The organism is Paenibacillus ehimensis NBRC 15659, from assembly GCF_004000785.1.
GTDB lineage: Bacteria > Bacillota > Bacilli > Paenibacillales > NBRC-103111 > Paenibacillus_G > Paenibacillus_G ehimensis.
In genome coordinates this window covers 54726-72927 of the sequence record NZ_BILX01000033.1, presented here as the reverse complement: position 1 = coordinate 72927, position 18202 = coordinate 54726, and the positions used below count along the sequence as shown (strand labels likewise).

Genomic DNA, 18202 nt, shown 5'->3' with positions numbered 1-18202 from the left:
TTCCGCAAAGGAAGCCGTCGCCGCTTTCCATGATGTCCAGGCTCAGGTCGAATTTCGACGTATGTTCTTCAACCGGGTACGGCGTCAGCTGCAAGCCCGGCAGGTGGAACTCCTTGTTCTCCGTATTTTGCAGAGTAAACATCGTGTCAAAGAGCGGATTGCGGCTCAAGTCGCGAGCGAGCTTCAGCTTGTCCACCAGCTCTTCGAACGGATAATCCTGGCGTTCGAACGCGCCAAGCGTCGTTTCCTTCACTTCCTCCAAATACGAGAGGAACGTTTTGTCCGCGGCCGGATAGTTGCGGATCGCCAGCGTATTGACAAACATCCCGATCAGCGGCTGCAGATCGCCGTGCGTTCTGCCCGCAATCGGCGTACCGACGACGACGTCCTCCTGGCCGGTGTACTTTTGCAGCAGAATTGTGTAAGCGGCAAGCAGCACCATGTACAGCGTCGCGCCGCTCTCCGCAGCAATCCTCTGCAGACCTTCCCGTTTGTGCGCATCGATCTCGAAGCGGAGCGCATTCCCCGCATAGCTCTGCACGGCAGGACGGGCATAGTCCGTCGGCATTTCGAGCACCGGCAGCTCCCCGCGGAAGACCTCAAGCCAATACGCCTCCTGGCGCTTCAACTGCTCTTTTTGCGCTTCGGACTGCTGCCATACGGCATAATCCTTATACTGAATACGCAGCGGCGGCAGCTCTTCCCCGCCGTACAGACGGGCGAATTCCTCCACCAGAACGTCCATGGATATCCCGTCGGAGACAATATGGTGCGTATCGAACATCAAGAGATGGCGCTCGGGCGCCAGCTCGATCAAGCCCACCCGCAAAAGCGGCGGCTTCGCCAAGTCGAAGGCGCGGATAAATTGCTTCACCGCTGCCTCGGCTTCTTCCTCGTTCGCCCGGATATGCTCTACCGCAAACTCCACTTCGGGGTAGATCCGCTGCATCGGCTCCCCGTCTACCATCTCGAAGCCGGTGCGCAGCGTCTCATGACGCGCAATCAGCGCCCGGAACGCTTCTTCGAGCCGGCTGCGGTCGAGCGCTCCTTCGAGCAGCGTCACGCCAGGCATGTTGTAGCTTTGCTCGGCCCCTTCCAGCTGGTGCAAAATGTAGAGCCTTTTTTGCGCAGACGATAGCGGGTAAACCTCTCGTTCCTCCGCCGCAGGAATCGAGCTGTACGCCTGCTCGCCCATTCCGCTGATGGCTTCGGCCAGCTTTTCGACCGTGGGATACCGGAATACGTCCCGCAGCGGCAGACTGACGTTCAGCTCTTTATGAAGCCGGCTGACCATGGTCGTTGCGCGCAGCGAATGGCCGCCAAGCTCGAAGAAACTGTCTTTGACGCTTATTTTTTCTATCTTAAGAATTTCTTTCCAAATTTTAACGATTCCGGCTTCCAGCTCCGTCCGTGGCTTCACGAACTCCACGCCGGTTTGCATGCTTTCCTCCGGCGACGGCAGCGCTCGGCGGTCGACCTTTCCGTTCGTCGTGAGCGGCATTTGCTCCAGCTGCACAAAATAGGACGGAAGCATGTAAGCGGGCAGCTCCTGGGACAGCGTGCTCCTTACCTCGTTCGCCGGAAGCGAACGATCCGCCACATAATAAGCGCACAGCTGCTTCTCGCCGTTCGCGCTTTCCCGTACGACGACTGTTGCCTTCTCGATCGCGTCCAATTTCAACAGGTGCGCTTCGATTTCGCCAAGCTCAATCCGGAAACCGCGGATTTTCACCTGGTCGTCGATCCGTCCGACGTACTCGATCGTGCCATCCGGCAGCCATCTTGCCAGGTCTCCCGTCCGATACATCCGCTCCCCGGGAGCGAACGGATTGTCCGCGAACTTCTCCGCCGTCAGGTCGGGACGGTTCAGGTAGCCTCGGGCCAGCCCGTCCCCGGCTACGCACAGCTCTCCGGCTACGCCGATCGGCTGCAGCTTGTTTTGAGCGTTCACGATATAAATCGCCGTGTTGCTGATCGGGCCTCCGATCGGGACGCTGACCGCTCCCTCTTCGACTTCGTGCACATCGTAGCTCGTCGCAAAAACCGTGCTCTCCGTCGGGCCGTACACGTGCTTGATTTTCCCTGGCCCCAAATGGCCGAGCGCTTTGCGCACATGGCTGACCGACACGCGCTCCCCGCCAAACAGAATGGCGCGCGCATGGCGCAAGCAATCCGGATTCATGTCGACGAGAACGTTGAAAAACGCGGTCGTGATGAACATCACCGAAATTTGCTTCTCCTCGATCAAACCGGCCAATTTCGCCACGTCCAGCACGGTTTCTTTCGGAACAAGAACCAGCTTCGCTCCGTTCAACAAAGCGCCGAAAATGTCGAAGGTCGAACCGTCAAAGGAATAGCTTGACAATTGCAGCAGCTTGTCCTGCTCGGTAATATCGATGTAATTCGTATTTTTGACGACGCGAATAATATTGCGGTGCGTCGTTAAGTTTCCTTTCGGCTTGCCCGTCGTGCCCGACGTGTAGATCACGTAGGTCAAATGCTCCGGACCGTTGACAGACTCCAGATTGGAGCCGTCTTCGTGGTAGGCTTCCTCGTCGTCAAGGCGAATCCATGTGCCGGAAAAGGAAACGCGCGTCTGCAGATGCCCTTGCGAAAGCAGCACCTGCGTCCCCGAATCCTCCAGCATGTAGCGGATGCGCTCTTCCGGATATTCCGGATCGATCGGCACATACGCCCCGCCGGCTTTCAGAATGCCCATAATGCCCACGATCATGTCGAGCGAACGCTCCACCATAATGCCTACCAGCTGGTCCGCCTGCACGCCCGCGTTCCGCAGCGTTCTTGCCAGGCGATTGGCGCGCTCGTTCAGCTCGCCGTACGTCAGCTGCCGGTCTTCAAAGGCAACGGCCACCGCATCCGGGCGTCGCTCCGCCTGTTCCTCGAACAACCGGTGGATCGTCGTGTCCCGGGGATAATCCGTGCCCGTTTGATTGAACACATCCAGCAGTTGGTGCTTCTCGGTCTCGGACAACAGCTCGACCTGCCCCAACGCGAGATCCGGCTGGAACAATACGACGGAAAACAACCGGTCTAAGTGATCGACCGTCTGCGCAATGAACGATTCGGTAAACAGATTCCCGTTATAGGTTAAATGGAGCCGGACCGCATCCTTGTCCAATTCGAATTCGAATACCGCGTCCGATACCGCGCTTTGCCGATAATCCGTCACATGAAGGTGCTTCAACGCCACGAGCGTATTGACGACAGGCACGCTGTCCGCATATTGCAGCTCCAAGCGCTCCGTCATCAGGCGAAACGGAACGTTCTGATGATTAATGGCAGCCGTAACCGAGGTTTTCGCTTCGCCGAGCAAAGCCTTAAAGGTGCTGTCATCGCGGACTTCTTCTCGGAGAATAACCAATTGATTGACGGGACGACGGGTCTCGTTCGGCTTGGTGACGACAGGCATACCCACCAAAATCGAGCTGTTGCTTGTATATTTATATAGTAAGCTTTGGACTCCCGTCAGCAAAATCATATAGGCGGGCAAAGGCGCGCCTTTGCTCATTTGAACGATCCGCTCGGAAACCCCTTCGGACAATGCCACGGACATCGTCCGGGCAAGGACGGGAGCTTGATTCGGAGCTTTGCTGTAAGGAAGTGCCGTAGGCGTGTTCTCTTCACCTTCGAATACCTTGTTCCAGAACGCGGTTTCTCTCTCGAATGCTACCTTCATCGCTTCTCTATATCTCCTTCCATAGTAGAAAGTCTGGGTTTGTCAGAATACAAAATCGATAGCCTCGGCCGAAATCTCCTCCTGTTCCGCGTTTCCGCTTAATGCAATGTCCTTGATCCGGATATGGGGTCGCTCGCAAATCTGGGAAACAATTTCCACGAAATCTTGAGCGAAATTGTCGATCATATTTTGGGTAAACAGTTTCGTGCAGTATTCAAAAAGACCGTTCAACCCGTCGTTTTCCAACGTAATTTCCAGAGTGAGGTCGAATTTGGCGATCGTGTGCCTGAATGCGTAGGCCTGTGCGGGAAGCTCGCCGAAATGCGTAATTTGATCGTCTGCGTTTTGCAGCACGAACATCGTATCGAACAGCGGATTCCGTCCCTGATCCCACGCGACCTGCACTTTTTCGAGCAGCTCCTCCAGCGGATAATCCTGGTTTTCGAAGGCCTGAAGCGTCGTTTCCTTGATCTCCTCGATATAGGAGAGGAACGGCTTGTCTGCCGCCGGATAGCTTCGGATCGCGAGCGAATTGACGAACATTCCGACGATCGGCTCCACATCGGCGTGCGTTCTGCCCGCGATCGGCGTACCGACGATCACGTCCTCCTGCCCCGAATATTTGTGCAGCAAAATCGTATAGGCCGCCAGCAGCAGCATATAGAGCGTAGCGCCGGTGTCTTCGGCGATCTGCAGCAACCGTTCGGCCTTCGCTTTGTCAATGACAAAACGAAGCTCGTCCCCCTCATAGCTGCGCTCGGACGGTCTCGCGTAGTCCGTCGGCAGCTCCAGCACGGGCAGCTCGCCGTCCAATACGCTCGTCCAATATGCCTCCTGCCGTTTCATCCGTTCGCGCTGCGAATCAGAGTGCTGCCACACGGCATAATCCTTGTACTGCACCCGCAAAGGCGGCAGCTCTTCCCCATGGTACAGCCGGACGAGCTCGTCCAATAAAATGTTCAAGGAGATTCCGTCGGAAACGATATGATGCACGTCGAACAGCAAAATTTGCCGTTCCCGGCCGAGCGAAATCAGACCTGCGCGAAGCAACGGCGGACGCTCCAAATCGAACGGACGGACATATTGCTGGATGATCTCTCCGGCTTCCTCCTCGCTTGCTCGTCCGGTCTCCAGCGTAAACTCCACCTCGCGGTATACGCGCTGCACCGGGTCCCCATTCACCAGCTCGAAGCCCGTGCGCAAAGCCTCGTGGCGCGCAATCAACCCGCGAAAAGCTTGCTCTACGCGCCCATGATCCAGCTCTCCCTCAATGATCAGCGCAACGGGCATATTGTAGATATGCTCGGCACCGTCCAATTGACGCAAAATATAAAGCCGTTTTTGCGCGGAAGAGACCGGGTAGTACGCCCTTTCCTCCACCGCCGGGATCGATTCGTACAGGCTCTCTTCCATCCGGGCGATCGCCTGGGCCATTTCGCCCATCGTCGAGAAGCGGAACACGTCCCGCATCGGGAAATCGACGTTCATTTCCTTCTGTATTTTGCTCGCCAGAATGGTTGCGCGCAGCGAATGCCCGCCAAGATCGAAGAAATTATCGTTCAAGCCGATCTTCTCCAGACCCAGCACGTCTTGCCAGATTCCGGCCAGCTTGATTTCCTGCGGCGTGCTTGGCGCTTCGTACTCCGCTCCGGTCTGCGCGATCCCTTCCGGAACCGGCAGCGCCTTCCGGTCGATCTTGCCGTTCGGCGTCAGCGGTAGCCGGTCCAGCCGCATCAAGCGTGAAGGAACCATATGCGCAGGCAGGGCTTGCTTCAAGTAAGCCTGAAGCTCATCCAGCTTGAGCGTTTCTTCGGCGGCGGCGTAGCCGGCCAAATATTTTTGCCCCCGCTCGTCCGTCCGGTCGACCACGACAGCCTGCTTGACGCCCTCAAAACGCAGCATCGCGCTCTCGATCTCGCCGAGCTCGATGCGGAAACCGCGAATTTTCACCTGATAGTCGATCCGGCCGATAAAGTCTACGTTTCCGTCCTCCATCCAGCGGGCCAAATCTCCCGTACGGTACAAGCGCTCGCCCGGCACGAACGGGCTGTCGACAAATTTCTCTGCCGTCAGCTCGGGACGGTTCAAATATCCGCGCGCCACTCCGATGCCGCCGATGCACAATTCTCCGAGAAATCCTACGGGTACCGGATTCATCTGCGGATCGACGATATAAAACTTGGCGTTCAGCCACGCTTTGCCGATCGGCACATTGCCCGTGTCCGGCAGCTTCGCAAGCGGTTCGTCGTAGAAGCTGGAATCGATGGCCGCCTCGGTGACGCCATAAGCGTTAATGATGCGGAACTGCGAGCCGTAGCGCTCCTGCAGCACCCGGTAATCCGAAACGCTGCAGCTGTCCGAGCTCGTGATGAGCAGCCTCATCGAGCTCATATCCAGCCCGTTCTCGGCTACATAGTCCATGAACGGAACGATCAACGCCGGCGTCGATTCAAAGACGGTGACCCCGTAGTCGCGAATCCATCCGTACATGCGGACCGGATCGATCCGGTCCTCCTTCGGGCAAATGACCATCGTCCCGCCGTTATACAGCGTCCGAGCCACATCCCCGACGAAAACGTCGAAGGAGAAACTGGCGAGCTGCAGCAGCCGCATGGTCTCGTCAAGCCGGTATTCCCGGCGGTAGGCGGCCGCCGTATTCGTCAGGCTGCGGTGTTCGATCATGACACCCTTCGGGCGCCCCGTCGTGCCCGACGTATAGATCACGTAAGCCAGATCGTGCGGCTCGTTCACGTTCGGCACGTTCGCCGGATCTCCGGCATACAGCGCTTCGTCATCGAGGCAGAGCACGGTCTGCAGCGCAGCATCCTGCTTCAGCCAAGCCTCGACGCGGTCTTTGAGCCCCGTCTGCGTCAGCAGCACGGCGGATGCGCTATCCTCCAGCATAAACTGGATGCGGTCCTGCGGATAATCGGGGTCGAGCGGGACATAGGCGCCTCCCGCCTTCCATACCGCCATGACGCCGACGAGCGTTTCCGCCGAACGGTCGGCCAAGATGCCGACAATCGATTCTCTGCCGACCCCGAGGCCTCGCAGCACACCCGCGAGCCGGTTCGCCCGCTCGTTCAGCTCCCCGTAGGTCAGCTGCTTGTCCTTATCGACGACGGCAATCTGCCCCGGAGCCTTCGCCGCCTGCTCTTCGAAGCGCAATGGCAGCAATTGCTCCTGCGAATCGTCAACGGCTGGCGGATTGAAGCGGGTTAAAATGTTTTCTTTCTCGGCTTCGCTCAGCAGCGACAACTCGCGAAGCGTCTGATCCGGACGGTCCAGAATTTGATGGATAATGGCAAGCAGTTGGTCGACCAGCCGGGACGCTTCGCCGTCATCATACAATTGAGCCCGGTAGGTGACATGCAGATCGATCAGCTGATCGTCGATGGAATCATACACGTCCACGAGAAAATCTCCCGCTTCATGGCCGCAAAAGTTAGGGTAATGCCGAACGCTCAAATTATCGTAATGCGCGTGCCGGAGAGGCAAATATTCCATCGACACGCGGAATAAATCTTGAACCTCCTGCTTGTTCGGATAAATCTCCCTTAAATCCTGAATGAGCTGGTTATAAGGGTACTTTTGGTGGCGCAGATCCGACTTTTGTTCCTTTGCAATGTAGTGCAGCAGGGAAATCAGCGTCTGATCCGGATCGACCGTTATTCGGCCCGCGACCGTGCTTGCAAACATCCCGAGCGTCTCTTTTTCTTTCTTCGAGGTCCGGTTGGCCAGAATCGTACCGACCGAGATATCCTCATTCCCGGTCGCTTTGTACAGGTAGACGTACAGCACCGCCAAAAACAACGTAAACAAGCTGACGTTGTTCTGCTCGCTGAAAACCTTTAATTGCTCGTAGAACGTTCCGCTAAGCACGACGCTCTTTCTTTTTGCCTCGGTGCTCACGGCATACGAGGAATACGACTTGACGCCCATGACTTCAGGCAAAGTACGAAACTTTTCCAGCCAGTATGCTTTGTCTTTCTGGTAACGGTCCGACTTCTCGTATTCCTGATCGGCATGAATGTAGTCGAGATAACCGCTCTGCGCATGGTGCGCCGGAACGTTGCCTTTCGCAATCTCTATATAGTACTCCATGATCAAATGGAGCATCGTATCCGAAGATAGGCCATCCAAAATAATATGATTGAATTTGCAAACGACCCAATGCTCGTTCTCGTTTATTTTCAGAATCACGATATGATACAAGCGGGGCTCGAACATGCCGATGGGAATCCGGTTGAAGCGATCCAGCCACGCTTCCGCCTCGGCATAGCCGTCAACCTCCGCGTAATCACATTCGGGAACAATATTCGAGGGATCCTCGAACCACTGCACCGGCTCGTTGTTTTCAAACCCGATTCGAATTCGAAACGCGTCGTTGTGCCGGATAATTTGATAAATCGCCTGTTTTAATACCTCTACATCCAGGGGGCCTCCCTGGATTTTCAAAGATTCAGAGAGCATGCTTAAGGTGGTATCCGGGTTCATCATTTCCGTGTACCAAATTCTCAGCTGCGCTTGCGTTAATGGAAATCGCTGATTCGTATTCTCGCTCACATGGACACTCCCCTAGTCTAGAAATTCGTTAGTCAGACCACGCAATCTAAGGATGCAGCCGGTGCGCTCTGGTATGCCAGAAGGTGCGAACGACCGCCGGCTGCTGAGCCTCCTACGCCGAATCGTTATTTTATTGTGGAATGGTACGAACAGATGCGCCTTAAAAACGATTAATATTCGCCGGATTGCGCCGTTTGCGGAACAAGCTGCAAGGAGCCCAGTGAGCTCATGAACGTGTCGAACGGCAGAACGACCAGTTCTTCCGCAAAATCGCGTTCCTGCCCGCACACGGCCAGCTTGTACGGACCGTCCACAGGATACTGCTTGAACCAGTATTCCTTCAAATCCGGGCTGTGCAGCAGGACGGGATTGCCTTCCGACGTGACCCGAACCGCGAAACGGTCCAAGGGAAGAGAAAGTCCGACCCCTCTTTGTTTGATGAAACTTTCCTTCAAAGTCCATAAATCGTAAAAATAAGATAACCTCTCCGCAAACGGACGCTGCTGCAAATCATATGCTTCTTCGGTGGCAAAATAATGATAGGACCACGAAAAATCGATGTACTGCTGCCGTTCGATATCGATGCCTACCGGCTGCTCCGAGATGGCGCATACGACCCATTCGCCGGAATGGGATACGTTAAAATGAATATTCGGAAAACCGTCCAAAGACGGCTTTCCGTAAGCATTATAGATATAGCGGATATCCGAAGGGCGAAGGCCCCATCTTTGCCCGATGAGCCACCGTGCCAACGCTTCCCCGACCAACGTTCTGCACCGGTCCGCAGGCTGCTTCAGTCTTGCGGCCTTCGCCTGCTTTTCTTCCGATACGCAATCGTTCAGCTGCTGCATGATGCCGGCCTCGGGCTCCCCGGATAACCGGACCGCGTAAACTTCAATCGTCATAGGCGTCGGTTAGTGCCTTCCCCCCTGTTTATCGACATAGACCGAGCGGAGCATGGATCTTTCGAACGGAACGCCTTGTGCCGTCACACCCTGGACTTCGACGGACGTTTGGTAGACGCCCGGCTCTTGGGCTGCCGTCAGATCCAATTCGTTATTCGCGCCTGCTACCGCTTGTTTTTTCAACGATTGAATTTGCTTTTTGCCCGGATTGCCTTGCTCAGGGATAAAGTTCACATTGTAATGAACGTTCAGCTTGTTGGAGGAGAGTCCGCTGCTGCCGTCGGTTTCGATACGGAATTTATGCTTGTCTTTTGTCGTCAGCTTGAGCGAATCGGAAAGAGCCGAATCGTATTGAACCGTCAGCAAATGTGCGCCGGGCTTTTTGGATTGCGCCTGCAGCGTCCACTCGCCCTGCTCCGGCTTGGTAACGACAGCGGTATGGTGCCAGCCGTTTTTGAACATCTCCTGATCCTGCTCCACCTTGACGTCGATCGTTCTTTTCTCGCCGTTCGGGGCAATCAATTCCAGACGGTCGGCCGGTTGATCGGCAATCCAGTCGAACGTGATGCTCCGCACGTCATTCTCAACGAGAAAACGCTCCACGGCGGTGCTTTCATGCTTGCCCCCGCGAATCAGCGTGCTGCCGGGTTGAACCAGGTCCAGCGGACCCGTTGCCCGCGCCGCACTTTGTCCCCTGCCTTCCGCTTCTGCCGCCAATCCGGCCGTGGCTGTCAAATAAGGCTTGATCAGCGGGAACATCGGCGTGCCGTTATGAACCACCTTGTGGTCCCAAGGTCCGATCTTCACCATCGTGCCCTTCGGATTATGAGCGCTGCTGACCGTCACGACGCCGTCGTTCGGACCGAATTTCGACAAGTACAGCCCTCCGAGAAGGTAAATCGGACCTGAATCGTGCCAGCCGTCGCCGGCGAATGTGTAAATCTTGTTTTTCGAAGCGTTGGCATGGGTATCGGTAATCGAACGGAAATAGTTCATGTAAGACGTTTGCATGGAGTAGGTGCCCTCGGTCTTATAACCGATCAGCTCCGCCAGCCATCCCGCCCAGTCGGAGTAAGCCAAGTCGGCAAGCTGCGACCCGTGGTGAGGGCTTCCCAAAGTGACGACGTGCGAAACGTACGGATACGCACCGTAATGGACAAGAGCCGTTTGCGAATCGACCCCGCCTTTGCTGTGGGCGACGATCACGAGCTTTTTGCCCGGGAACGCCTTGGAAATTTCCACGATTTTATCGGCAAGCAGCTTGCCGTTATCCCACATGTTTTTCGACGGGCCACCCGAATCGTACAGCTCGACGAATGCGGTTTGATACCCGTTATTGTAAGCCGTTTGGTACATATCGTTCGTTTTGTACCAAGTTCCGGCGTTAGCTGTTAAGCCTTGGACGAACAGAATGACGGGGTAGTTCGGATTCAGGTTGCTCGGTGTAGCGCCGGGCGCCCAAGTTCCGGGAACGCCAGATAAGTTCGGGTCGGGTGCGGCAGCGGAAGCAGGCGCTGCAACGACAGCCCAAAGCAGCAGGCATGACAACAGTAACGTCAGAACTCTTTTATTCATCAATAACATTCAACTCCCCAAATAAAATGGTGAACCGAATATGATTTCTCTACTCCGTCTCCCGCCGGTCGGGCTTTAGACCAATTCCGGTTGAAGCAAGTTCGATGCGCAGCATTCCGTTACGGCCTGCTTCAAAATCTCGCAGCCCTTGGCAAGCTCCTCCATCGGAATCGTGAGCGCCGGCATCAGCTTGACGACCGCATCGTTACGTCCCGCCCGCTCGATGATAAGCCCGAGCTCATAGCAGCGCGAAGCAATTGCTTTGGAGAGCGTCTCATCTTCGCTGCCCGACGTGTCGATTCCCCAGATAAGCCCTCTGCCTCTTACAGTGAGACGCGGATCGATCGGCAAAATTTGCTCTTTCAAGAACTGTTCGACGAATTTCGCTTTGCGTTCCGTTTCCGCCTCCAATCCGGTCTGTTCGCGGAATTCGAGAGCCGCCGTCGCGCCGACGAAAGCAAGCTGGTTCCCCCGGAACGTGCCGTTGTGCTCCGCCGGCTTCCAGACGTCAAGCTCCGGCTTCAGCAGCAGCAGGGACATCGGCAGCCCGTAACCGCTGATCGATTTGGAAAGCACGGCCAAGTCGGGAACGATGCCTGCGCGCTCGAAGGAGAAGAACGGACCCGTCCGTCCGCATCCGACTTGGATTTCGTCGCAAATGAGCAAAATATCGTGACGGTCGCACAGATCGCGAAGCTGGCGAAGCCATTCGATCGGCGCTTCGTTCAGACCGCCTTCCGCTTGGATCGTTTCGAGAATGATCGCAGCCGGTTTGGCGATGCCGGAATGGTCGTCCGTCAGAATCGCCTCCATGTATCCGATCGTGTCCAAACCGTCAATAAAGCCCGCAGGGAAAGGCATGAAGGTGACGTCGTGCAGCGGAACTCCGCCCGCTTCGCGGTGATACAAGCTGCTGGTTGCGGCCAAGCTGCCGAGCGACATGCCGTGAAATGCGCCGATGAAGGCAAATATGCCAGTGCGGCCCTTGACTTTTCTCGCCAGTTTGAAGGCCGCCTCTACCGCATTGGTTCCCGTCGGACCGCAGAATTGAACCTTGTGGTTCAGACCGCGTGGCTTAAGAATCTTGTCCGAAAATGTCTGCAGAAACGTTTCCTTGGCCGACGTGTACATGTCGAGTCCGTGGCTGATACCGTCCGATTGCAAATAATGGATAAGCCGTTCTTTGATAAAGTCGTTATTATGTCCATAATTCAACGCGCCCGCGCCGGCAAAAAAGTCGATGTAAGACTTGCCGGACTGAGCATATAGGACGGAGCCTTTAGCCCGTACGAAAACGTCCGGGAACGAACGGCAATAAGATCTAACATTGGATTCCAAGGCTTCGAATGTGTTCACTGTCATATCATATCTCTCCTCAGGTATCATTTAATCCGTCATTAAAGATAGTTAAGGGCTTACCTCCATGATGTGGCTTCTTCTGTTCTTACCCTCTGTTTAAAAACGCCTGGCATACGGTAACATCGCCTGCAACAAGGGCGGAACCCGGATAATTTATCGATTCGTCATGCTGCAGACTCCCCTCAGGTATTCCTGTAGGATTCGAAATTTGTTCTGAAAACGGGTCGTGATGTAGACTAAGGAGTAAGGTCTTGTGTTTTAGAAATAATGCGGATGCGGTTTCCTGATGCGATGAACAGAACGTGGATTGACCAAGATGTTTGAGATGGAGCTGGCTGACTTCAAGCAACTTCCAGGTTATGGAGCTTTTTTGTCCGGAGCTGACGAAGGGCAAATTGTTTGCGGTTTTTTCCGCTGTACGCGAAAGCTTTCATCGGCATTCAAAATCCAAGAAGGCCTTCGTGAGAACATCCGGTTGTCACCCCCCTTCTATGCGATTACAAAATACCCAACACCTGCTAATTATATACAATTATTAGGGAATCTTAACATGGTAGTAAAGACCTATTTTGTAATCTATTATAAACTTTTGTTCAATAATTAGACATTTTTACAAACGCTTAACATAGGCGATTCAGAAAATTCGACTTCCACGTTCTTACATTTTGTCGAATGATGACAAAAGGTGTGGATTATTAGGTCATCCCATGGTCAAAAAAGAAAAAACGGTCTATTGACCATCCATTTTGTTTCGTATATAGCTGACAGGCTCGGAAAGCACTTTTTCAAATACTTAAAATTTTTCACGCCAAAAAAGCTGCCGAAGGGATAGTGTGCTATCCTTTTGGCAGCTTTTTGAATGGTTGCCCGGTTTTCGTCAACAGGATTAATAAGCCTTAGGCACCTCGACTTTGCGGGTTACCCCGTTCTCCGTAAAATACAAATGGACGCCGTGATCCTGATCGTCCAGAAAATACGAGACGTACTTCGGCTCTCCGTGCTTAACGGGCACCAGCAGGGTGACGAGCCGATGGCTGCGCGCTTCCTTCGTCGCCGCTTTCAAATGCCAATGGACCGGCAGCCCTTCGTACTCGGCCGGATCGACGTCCGTAAATTCGTTGTGCTGCGTCAGCTCCAGCTCGCCGGAGGAACAGTAGACGAAGCGCCCGTCCATATCCGCCTTGCGGCCCTGCACTTGAAACGCTTGTCCGGACAGCTTCATCTCGTACAGCGTCTGGAACAGCCACTCGACGCGTCCGGGCCGTTCCAGATCGATGAGATCCACGACGACGACAAACGACTTCCCGAAAAAATACAGCTCGCGGACATAACGCTTCAAGTAAGGGACGTGATGGCGATAGGCCGCCGTCGCGTTGCAGCGGGAATAGCCGTAACCGTCCCGCTGTTCTGCCGCCTCGACGATGCCGGAAGCCTCCATCGCCAGCACTTTATCCGTTCCGGCGTATTGGCCGAGCCCGTCCACGAGAATGTTGTTGGTGGAACGCGTCTGCCTCCGCCAGTTCCGGTGCATTGTGCTGCCGAAACCGACGTAATGGCCGCTCTCGATGGCAAGCGGCTCGCCGTAGGCATGCAGCAGGAAGCCGTTCTGATCGCCGTGGCTGTGGCTGACGGAGCCGTACTTGCTGCTTTTCGTCAGCAGCAGGATATGGCGCTCCGGGTCGGCCATGTTCTCATGGAAAGCGACCCAACCGACATCCCGGAACCATTTGACCGGCTCGATCGACGCTTCCGTCGGCGGAACCGGCTCGATCGCGGGGTAATCGTGGCGGTACATCATTTCGTCGAACCGGAAATCCCACCAGCCGTAATTGTAAAACTTCGTTTCCGAGTCCGTATCGATCTCCTTGACCCGCTCGAAATACCACTGATACAGACCGTTGCCGGTTACTCCGGCAAACTGGCGGATGTTGAAGGCGGTTTTCAAGCTGACGGGATCGCCGAGCGTGGACTGGTCGCCGAAGCTGGCGCGCAGCGTATCCGGACTGAAGCAGTACAATGGAAAATCGCCGGTTTTGGTGAAAAACGGACGGCGGTAAAAGTCGATGCCGGTATAGTTTTTGAGCAGATTGAACGCTTCGGTCACAAACGCCATGCCGGTCGTCCAGTACATCGGACCTTCCGCCCAGCCTCCGTCCGCGCCTCCCCACGGCGTGTACAGGTTGGCGTAATATTCGAGCGTATAATCGAGCCATTCCTGCGCCTTCGGCTCTTCCCCAAGCAATGCGATGCTGCAGGGCACCATCACGCTGGACAGCGAGCGTACCGCGTGGCTGTCGAACGGCACGTGGTGGATTTTGGACCGCTCCATCACGTGATACGCTACAAGTCCCGTTCGCTTAAGCAGCGAGCCGCGGACCAGCTCGCGCTCCGTTTCGCTCAATGCGTCGTACAGCCAGTCATAGCCCCAGGCAAGCGCCCCCGCTACCCGAAACGACGCTTCGTCGTTATAATCACGCGAAGTGGTTCCTTCGGGATTCCAGCCTGCTACGTGCAGCAGCCACTGCTTCGCTCGCCCGATGAGCGCCTTATCCTCCAATACGACGCCGGCCACGGCCAAATGCCGGATAGCATACAGCGCTTCCTGACAGTCCAGGTACATGTTCCGCCACAGGCCTGCGACCCTTTTGTGGTCCGGGTACGGCTGCGGCTCCGCGATGAGCTCGCGCCCGATCCATGGCTGGACGGAGCGCTCGTAGAACGTCTCCCAGCCGCAATAGGACGGATCTTCCTTGATCCTGCGGCGGAAGTCCGGCAGCTCGGAAGCCTGAAGCCACAGCCGCGGATGTGCCGCCGAGGCTTGCGCATAGCGGCTCCCCGGCGACGGCAGCGGCGTCTCGGGCAGCCCTTCGGGCACGGTGAAGCGCCGCACCCGGCTCCAGGCCGTGCGGCCCGCTTCATCGTCCGTCAGCAGCGCGTACCGCCAGTAATACGTTCCCGGCTTCAGCGGACGGTCCGGCGTATACAAATTATACGGAATCGGCTCGACCGTCTCCGTTTCCTCCTCCGCAAACGCGGCGCTGCGGGACATTTGCAGCACGTACCGGTCATGCTCCAACTGCGCCGGAATCCAGGTAAACCGGGGCGGATTTTCCGTAAGGACGGTCTGTTCGTCCGGTGCGTACTGTACGGTCAAAACTCCGCTCTGCGGCTCGTATAACGGTGCCAGACTACTCATGGCGCTCTCCTCCTATCACGGTTAGTCCCTGCTCCGTAAGCTCGCAGATGCGAATCTCCCCTGCCGATTCCACTTGAATGGCGCCAGAGGGCATCTCCTTCAAGGCCGTCCGTGCTCCGGCGCTGTATACGTGAACAAACCGCGCGCTCCGGCCCTGCCGGCGATGAAGCAAAGCGGTCAACGGCCGGCTCGGGTCGACGCTGGTGCCCGGCGTCCGCACGGCATAGGCTTCATCTCCCGGACGAAGCAGCGCCGTATGATAAATCCGCCCGCCGCCCGGCACCTTGTACGTCAGTCTCAGCTCCCTCGCTGAGCCAATGGGGGCCACAGCCCCGTAACGCTTAACGACGGGCAGGCGCTGCCACTCGCCATCAATCGCCAGCCGATAAAAGCCGTCTTCGTCCGGCGGTTGCTCTGTGCGGGTCTCAACGCCGGCAGGGACCGCTTCTGCTTCAACCGGCACGACCGGGTGCATCCACCATTCGATCGATGCCACTTCCCCTGCCGCTACCTCGAACCAATCCAGCAGCCACCGATCAGTCAGCAGCAAGTGCCGGTCCATTCGGCAGCCCGGGTACGCTCCTTCCGACCGCAGCCATACGTACGTATGGGCCGGTGTCTCTTCGAACCGGAGGCAGCTTCCGGTGTGGGCCGCCTGCGATGCTCCGCCAAGCGATACGGTGTTATGGCTTGCCGTTTCAGCGAACCACTGCTTGCGGAGCTCCGACCCGTAAGGCACCATGCCGAAGTCCGGCGCAAACGCCGTCTCCCGGTGCATAAGCGTCAAATGAAGCTTGTCGTAATGGCCGTGCGAGCCTCCGTGCGGGCCGAAATCGGCCAGAAACGACAACGCGTTCGACGCCCTCCGGCCGAGGACAAAGCCGGAATCGGGGAGCAGCCTGGAGTCCCGCTGCAGCCCCGTTTCCCCGCTGTCCGTACAGCCGGCCGCATTCGTTCCCGCTGCGGCGCTTTCGCCGAACCGGCGTGCGCCGGGGTCCTCGCCTTCGCCATAGAGCAGCGCCTCAAGCTGGCAGCGCGCGCCGTCCGGGTCGCCCATCTGCCGGTACGCTTCGCGCAGGATCGGAACGATCCCCGGCTGACGGTACCGGCCCAGGCCGATCTCCATAATCTCGGCGATTTCCCTGGCATAGGGCAGCCGCTCCACCGGACCGTCATGCAGGGCAGGCAGCACGCCCCGGTCGTCGGCAAGCGCGGCCAGCACGTCGAACATACCCGACATCGACTGACCCGCCGTCCCCTCGGCGTCGTACAGATCGATGCCGAAACGCTCCGCCATCTCCGCCGATATGAGGTACGCCCGCAGGACGAACACGTGGTAATACGTGCTGCCTTCGAACTCCAGCTGGTCCGGCTTGACGCCGATGGACAGATGATGCTTCCAGCCCCCTTCGCCCGCGATCAGGGCAAGCAATCCGCCGCGATTCCCCTTCACCGCATAAACGCACGAAAGTGCCGCATTAAGCCAAGCCGTATAATTGTTCTCCGCATTGCGTCGTTCGTGAATCAAAATATGACGGTACTCCGTCATACTGGTCTCCAGCAATCGCAAATAGCCGTCGATCGCCTCGCGCTCGGCCTCCGTCCAAGCCACGCCTTCGTCGTATAACAGCAAGCAGGCGCGAAGCAGCGTCGTCGACCAGATCGCTTCCGTCAGCGCCTGATGAAACGCCCGGCCTTTCAGCATCCACGGTTGAGCGTCCGGATGCACCGGATAGTCGGGGAACTGGCGCGCATACCCGGCAATGATCCGCTTCGCCAGCAGCGCATAGGAAGCTTCCCGCGAAGCCGCATAGACCGCCGCCGCTTGAAGCGCGGCGCGGGCCAAGGACTGGTGCTTGAACACCAGCCAAGCCCCGCGGTACGCTTCGCCTTCGATCCGGCAGCCGTGCGGGCAGAGGAACGACTGCGCATCCCGCTCGGCGGGATCGAACAGCAGCTCCGCATGGTGACGGGGGCACACGTATTGGTGCCACCAGCCGCCCGGCTCTACGGGAATATGCAGGCTGTCCGCCGCTTCCAGCCGATCCAGCTCCTCCTTGAGCTCGGCCAGCACCCGCCGCCCCCAGGCGTGCTTTTCCGCTTTACTCCGGATTCCCGTACTCATCGCATCATCATCCCGCCGTTGATCTCAATCGTTTCGCCGGTCAAATAAGAAGCCAGATCGGAGGCCAGGTACAGGACGGCGCCCGCCACATCCTCCGGGGTCCCTTCCCGCTGCAGCGGAATCCCGGCTACCGTCGCTTTGCGCGCTTCATCCGTCGTAAAGGTCGAATGGAACATCGTATTGCCGATAAAGCCCGGAGATACAAGATTGACGGTAATGCCGCTGGACGCCGCTTCTTTGGCAAGTCCTTTGGAATATGCGGATACGGCCGCCTTGCTTGCGGCATAAATGCTCGAACCCGGTCCGCCCCCGTTGTGTGCGGCAACAGACGACATGTTAATAATGCGGCCCGCCCCTTTCGCTTTCATGCCCGGGAGGACGCGCTTGCACATGAATACCGTGCTTTTCAGGTTGACATCCATGATCTGCTGGTACAATTCTTCGGTCATGTCGATGTTCGGCTGGCGCTTCACCAGATGGCCGGCGTTGTTGACCAAAATATCGACCGTTCCGCCGAATGCCCGCTCGACTTCCGATACGAGACGGTCGATCTCCGCAGCGTCCGTAACATCGGCCTGCACGAGCACCGCTTCACCTCCGGCTGCCCGGATAGCGGCAACCGTCTCTTCCCCCTGCGCCACGTTGCGCAAGCAGTTGACGCCTACCTTGGCCCCGCCCGCAGCAAGCGCGATCGCGATCGCACGGCCGATCCCCGCGTTAGAGCCCGTAACCAAAGCAATTTTTCCCGTCAAATCGATTTTCATAGGAAGCTCCTCCGT

General features: G+C 56.8%; 9 protein-coding genes. 1 reads left to right on the top strand and 8 read right to left on the bottom strand.

What is annotated here, in order from left to right; genetic code table 11:
* The 5 genes from PEH01S_RS19495 to ectB all read right to left on the bottom strand — a co-directional run.
* The coding region (locus tag PEH01S_RS19495) for a non-ribosomal peptide synthetase (RefSeq protein WP_127487520.1) at positions 1 to 3697 on the bottom strand (3697 nt) is incomplete at its 3' end.
* A gap of 42 nt (positions 3698 to 3739) precedes the next feature.
* Positions 3740 to 8263, bottom strand: a complete 4524-nt coding sequence (locus tag PEH01S_RS19490; protein WP_127487518.1) for a non-ribosomal peptide synthetase — start codon at positions 8261 to 8263, stop codon at positions 3740 to 3742.
* A gap of 170 nt (positions 8264 to 8433) precedes the next feature.
* Entirely contained in the window at positions 8434 to 9168 is a 735-nt protein-coding gene (locus PEH01S_RS19485; RefSeq protein ID WP_127487516.1) for a 4'-phosphopantetheinyl transferase family protein, read from the bottom strand.
* A 9-nt stretch (positions 9169 to 9177) separates the two neighbouring features.
* Positions 9178 to 10743 (bottom strand): esterase/lipase family protein, encoded by a 1566-nt coding sequence (locus PEH01S_RS19480; RefSeq protein ID WP_127487514.1) that lies wholly within the window; start codon positions 10741 to 10743, stop codon positions 9178 to 9180.
* 75 nt (positions 10744 to 10818) lie between these two features.
* Entirely contained in the window at positions 10819 to 12099 is a 1281-nt protein-coding gene (gene ectB, locus PEH01S_RS19475; protein ID WP_025853273.1) for a diaminobutyrate--2-oxoglutarate transaminase, read from the bottom strand.
* 328 nt (positions 12100 to 12427) lie between these two features.
* Between ectB and PEH01S_RS19470 the strand changes: the two genes are divergently transcribed.
* Positions 12428 to 12706 carry a hypothetical protein gene (locus PEH01S_RS19470; RefSeq protein ID WP_127487512.1) on the top strand — a complete coding sequence of 93 codons (279 nt, stop codon included), beginning with the start codon at positions 12428 to 12430 and terminating at the stop codon, positions 12704 to 12706.
* A gap of 282 nt (positions 12707 to 12988) precedes the next feature.
* Here the strand turns inward: PEH01S_RS19470 and PEH01S_RS19465 are convergent, their stop codons facing one another.
* From PEH01S_RS19465 to PEH01S_RS19455, 3 genes are read right to left on the bottom strand one after another with little or no spacing between them, the layout of a single operon-like run.
* Positions 12989 to 15298, bottom strand: a complete 2310-nt coding sequence (locus PEH01S_RS19465) for a DUF4962 domain-containing protein (RefSeq protein WP_174807149.1) — start codon at positions 15296 to 15298, stop codon at positions 12989 to 12991.
* Positions 15291 to 17423 (bottom strand): heparinase II/III domain-containing protein, encoded by a 2133-nt coding sequence (locus tag PEH01S_RS19460; protein WP_127487510.1) that lies wholly within the window; start codon positions 17421 to 17423, stop codon positions 15291 to 15293. The genes PEH01S_RS19465 and PEH01S_RS19460 overlap by 8 nt, the downstream gene beginning before the upstream one ends.
* Positions 17420 to 18187 carry an SDR family NAD(P)-dependent oxidoreductase gene (locus tag PEH01S_RS19455; RefSeq protein ID WP_025853280.1) on the bottom strand — a complete coding sequence of 256 codons (768 nt, stop codon included), beginning with the start codon at positions 18185 to 18187 and terminating at the stop codon, positions 17420 to 17422. Before PEH01S_RS19455 ends, PEH01S_RS19460 begins: the two co-directional genes overlap by 4 nt.
* Between the last annotated feature and the right edge of the window lie 15 nt (positions 18188 to 18202).

Bases quoted from the DNA above. Each gene is read 5' to 3' on its own strand.
- PEH01S_RS19455 (WP_025853280.1), bottom strand. From the start codon at position 18,187: ATGAAAATCGATTTGACGGGAAAAATTGCTTTGGTTACGGGCTCTAAC.
- PEH01S_RS19480 (WP_127487514.1), bottom strand. From the start codon at position 10,743: ATGAATAAAAGAGTTCTGACGTTACTGTTGTCATGCCTGCTGCTTTGG.
- PEH01S_RS19485 (WP_127487516.1), bottom strand. From the start codon at position 9,168: ATGACGATTGAAGTTTACGCGGTCCGGTTATCCGGGGAGCCCGAGGCC.
- PEH01S_RS19470 (WP_127487512.1), top strand. From the start codon at position 12,428: ATGGAGCTGGCTGACTTCAAGCAACTTCCAGGTTATGGAGCTTTTTTG.
- PEH01S_RS19460 (WP_127487510.1), bottom strand. From the start codon at position 17,423: ATGAGTACGGGAATCCGGAGTAAAGCGGAAAAGCACGCCTGGGGGCGG.
- PEH01S_RS19465 (WP_174807149.1), bottom strand. From the start codon at position 15,298: ATGAGTAGTCTGGCACCGTTATACGAGCCGCAGAGCGGAGTTTTGACC.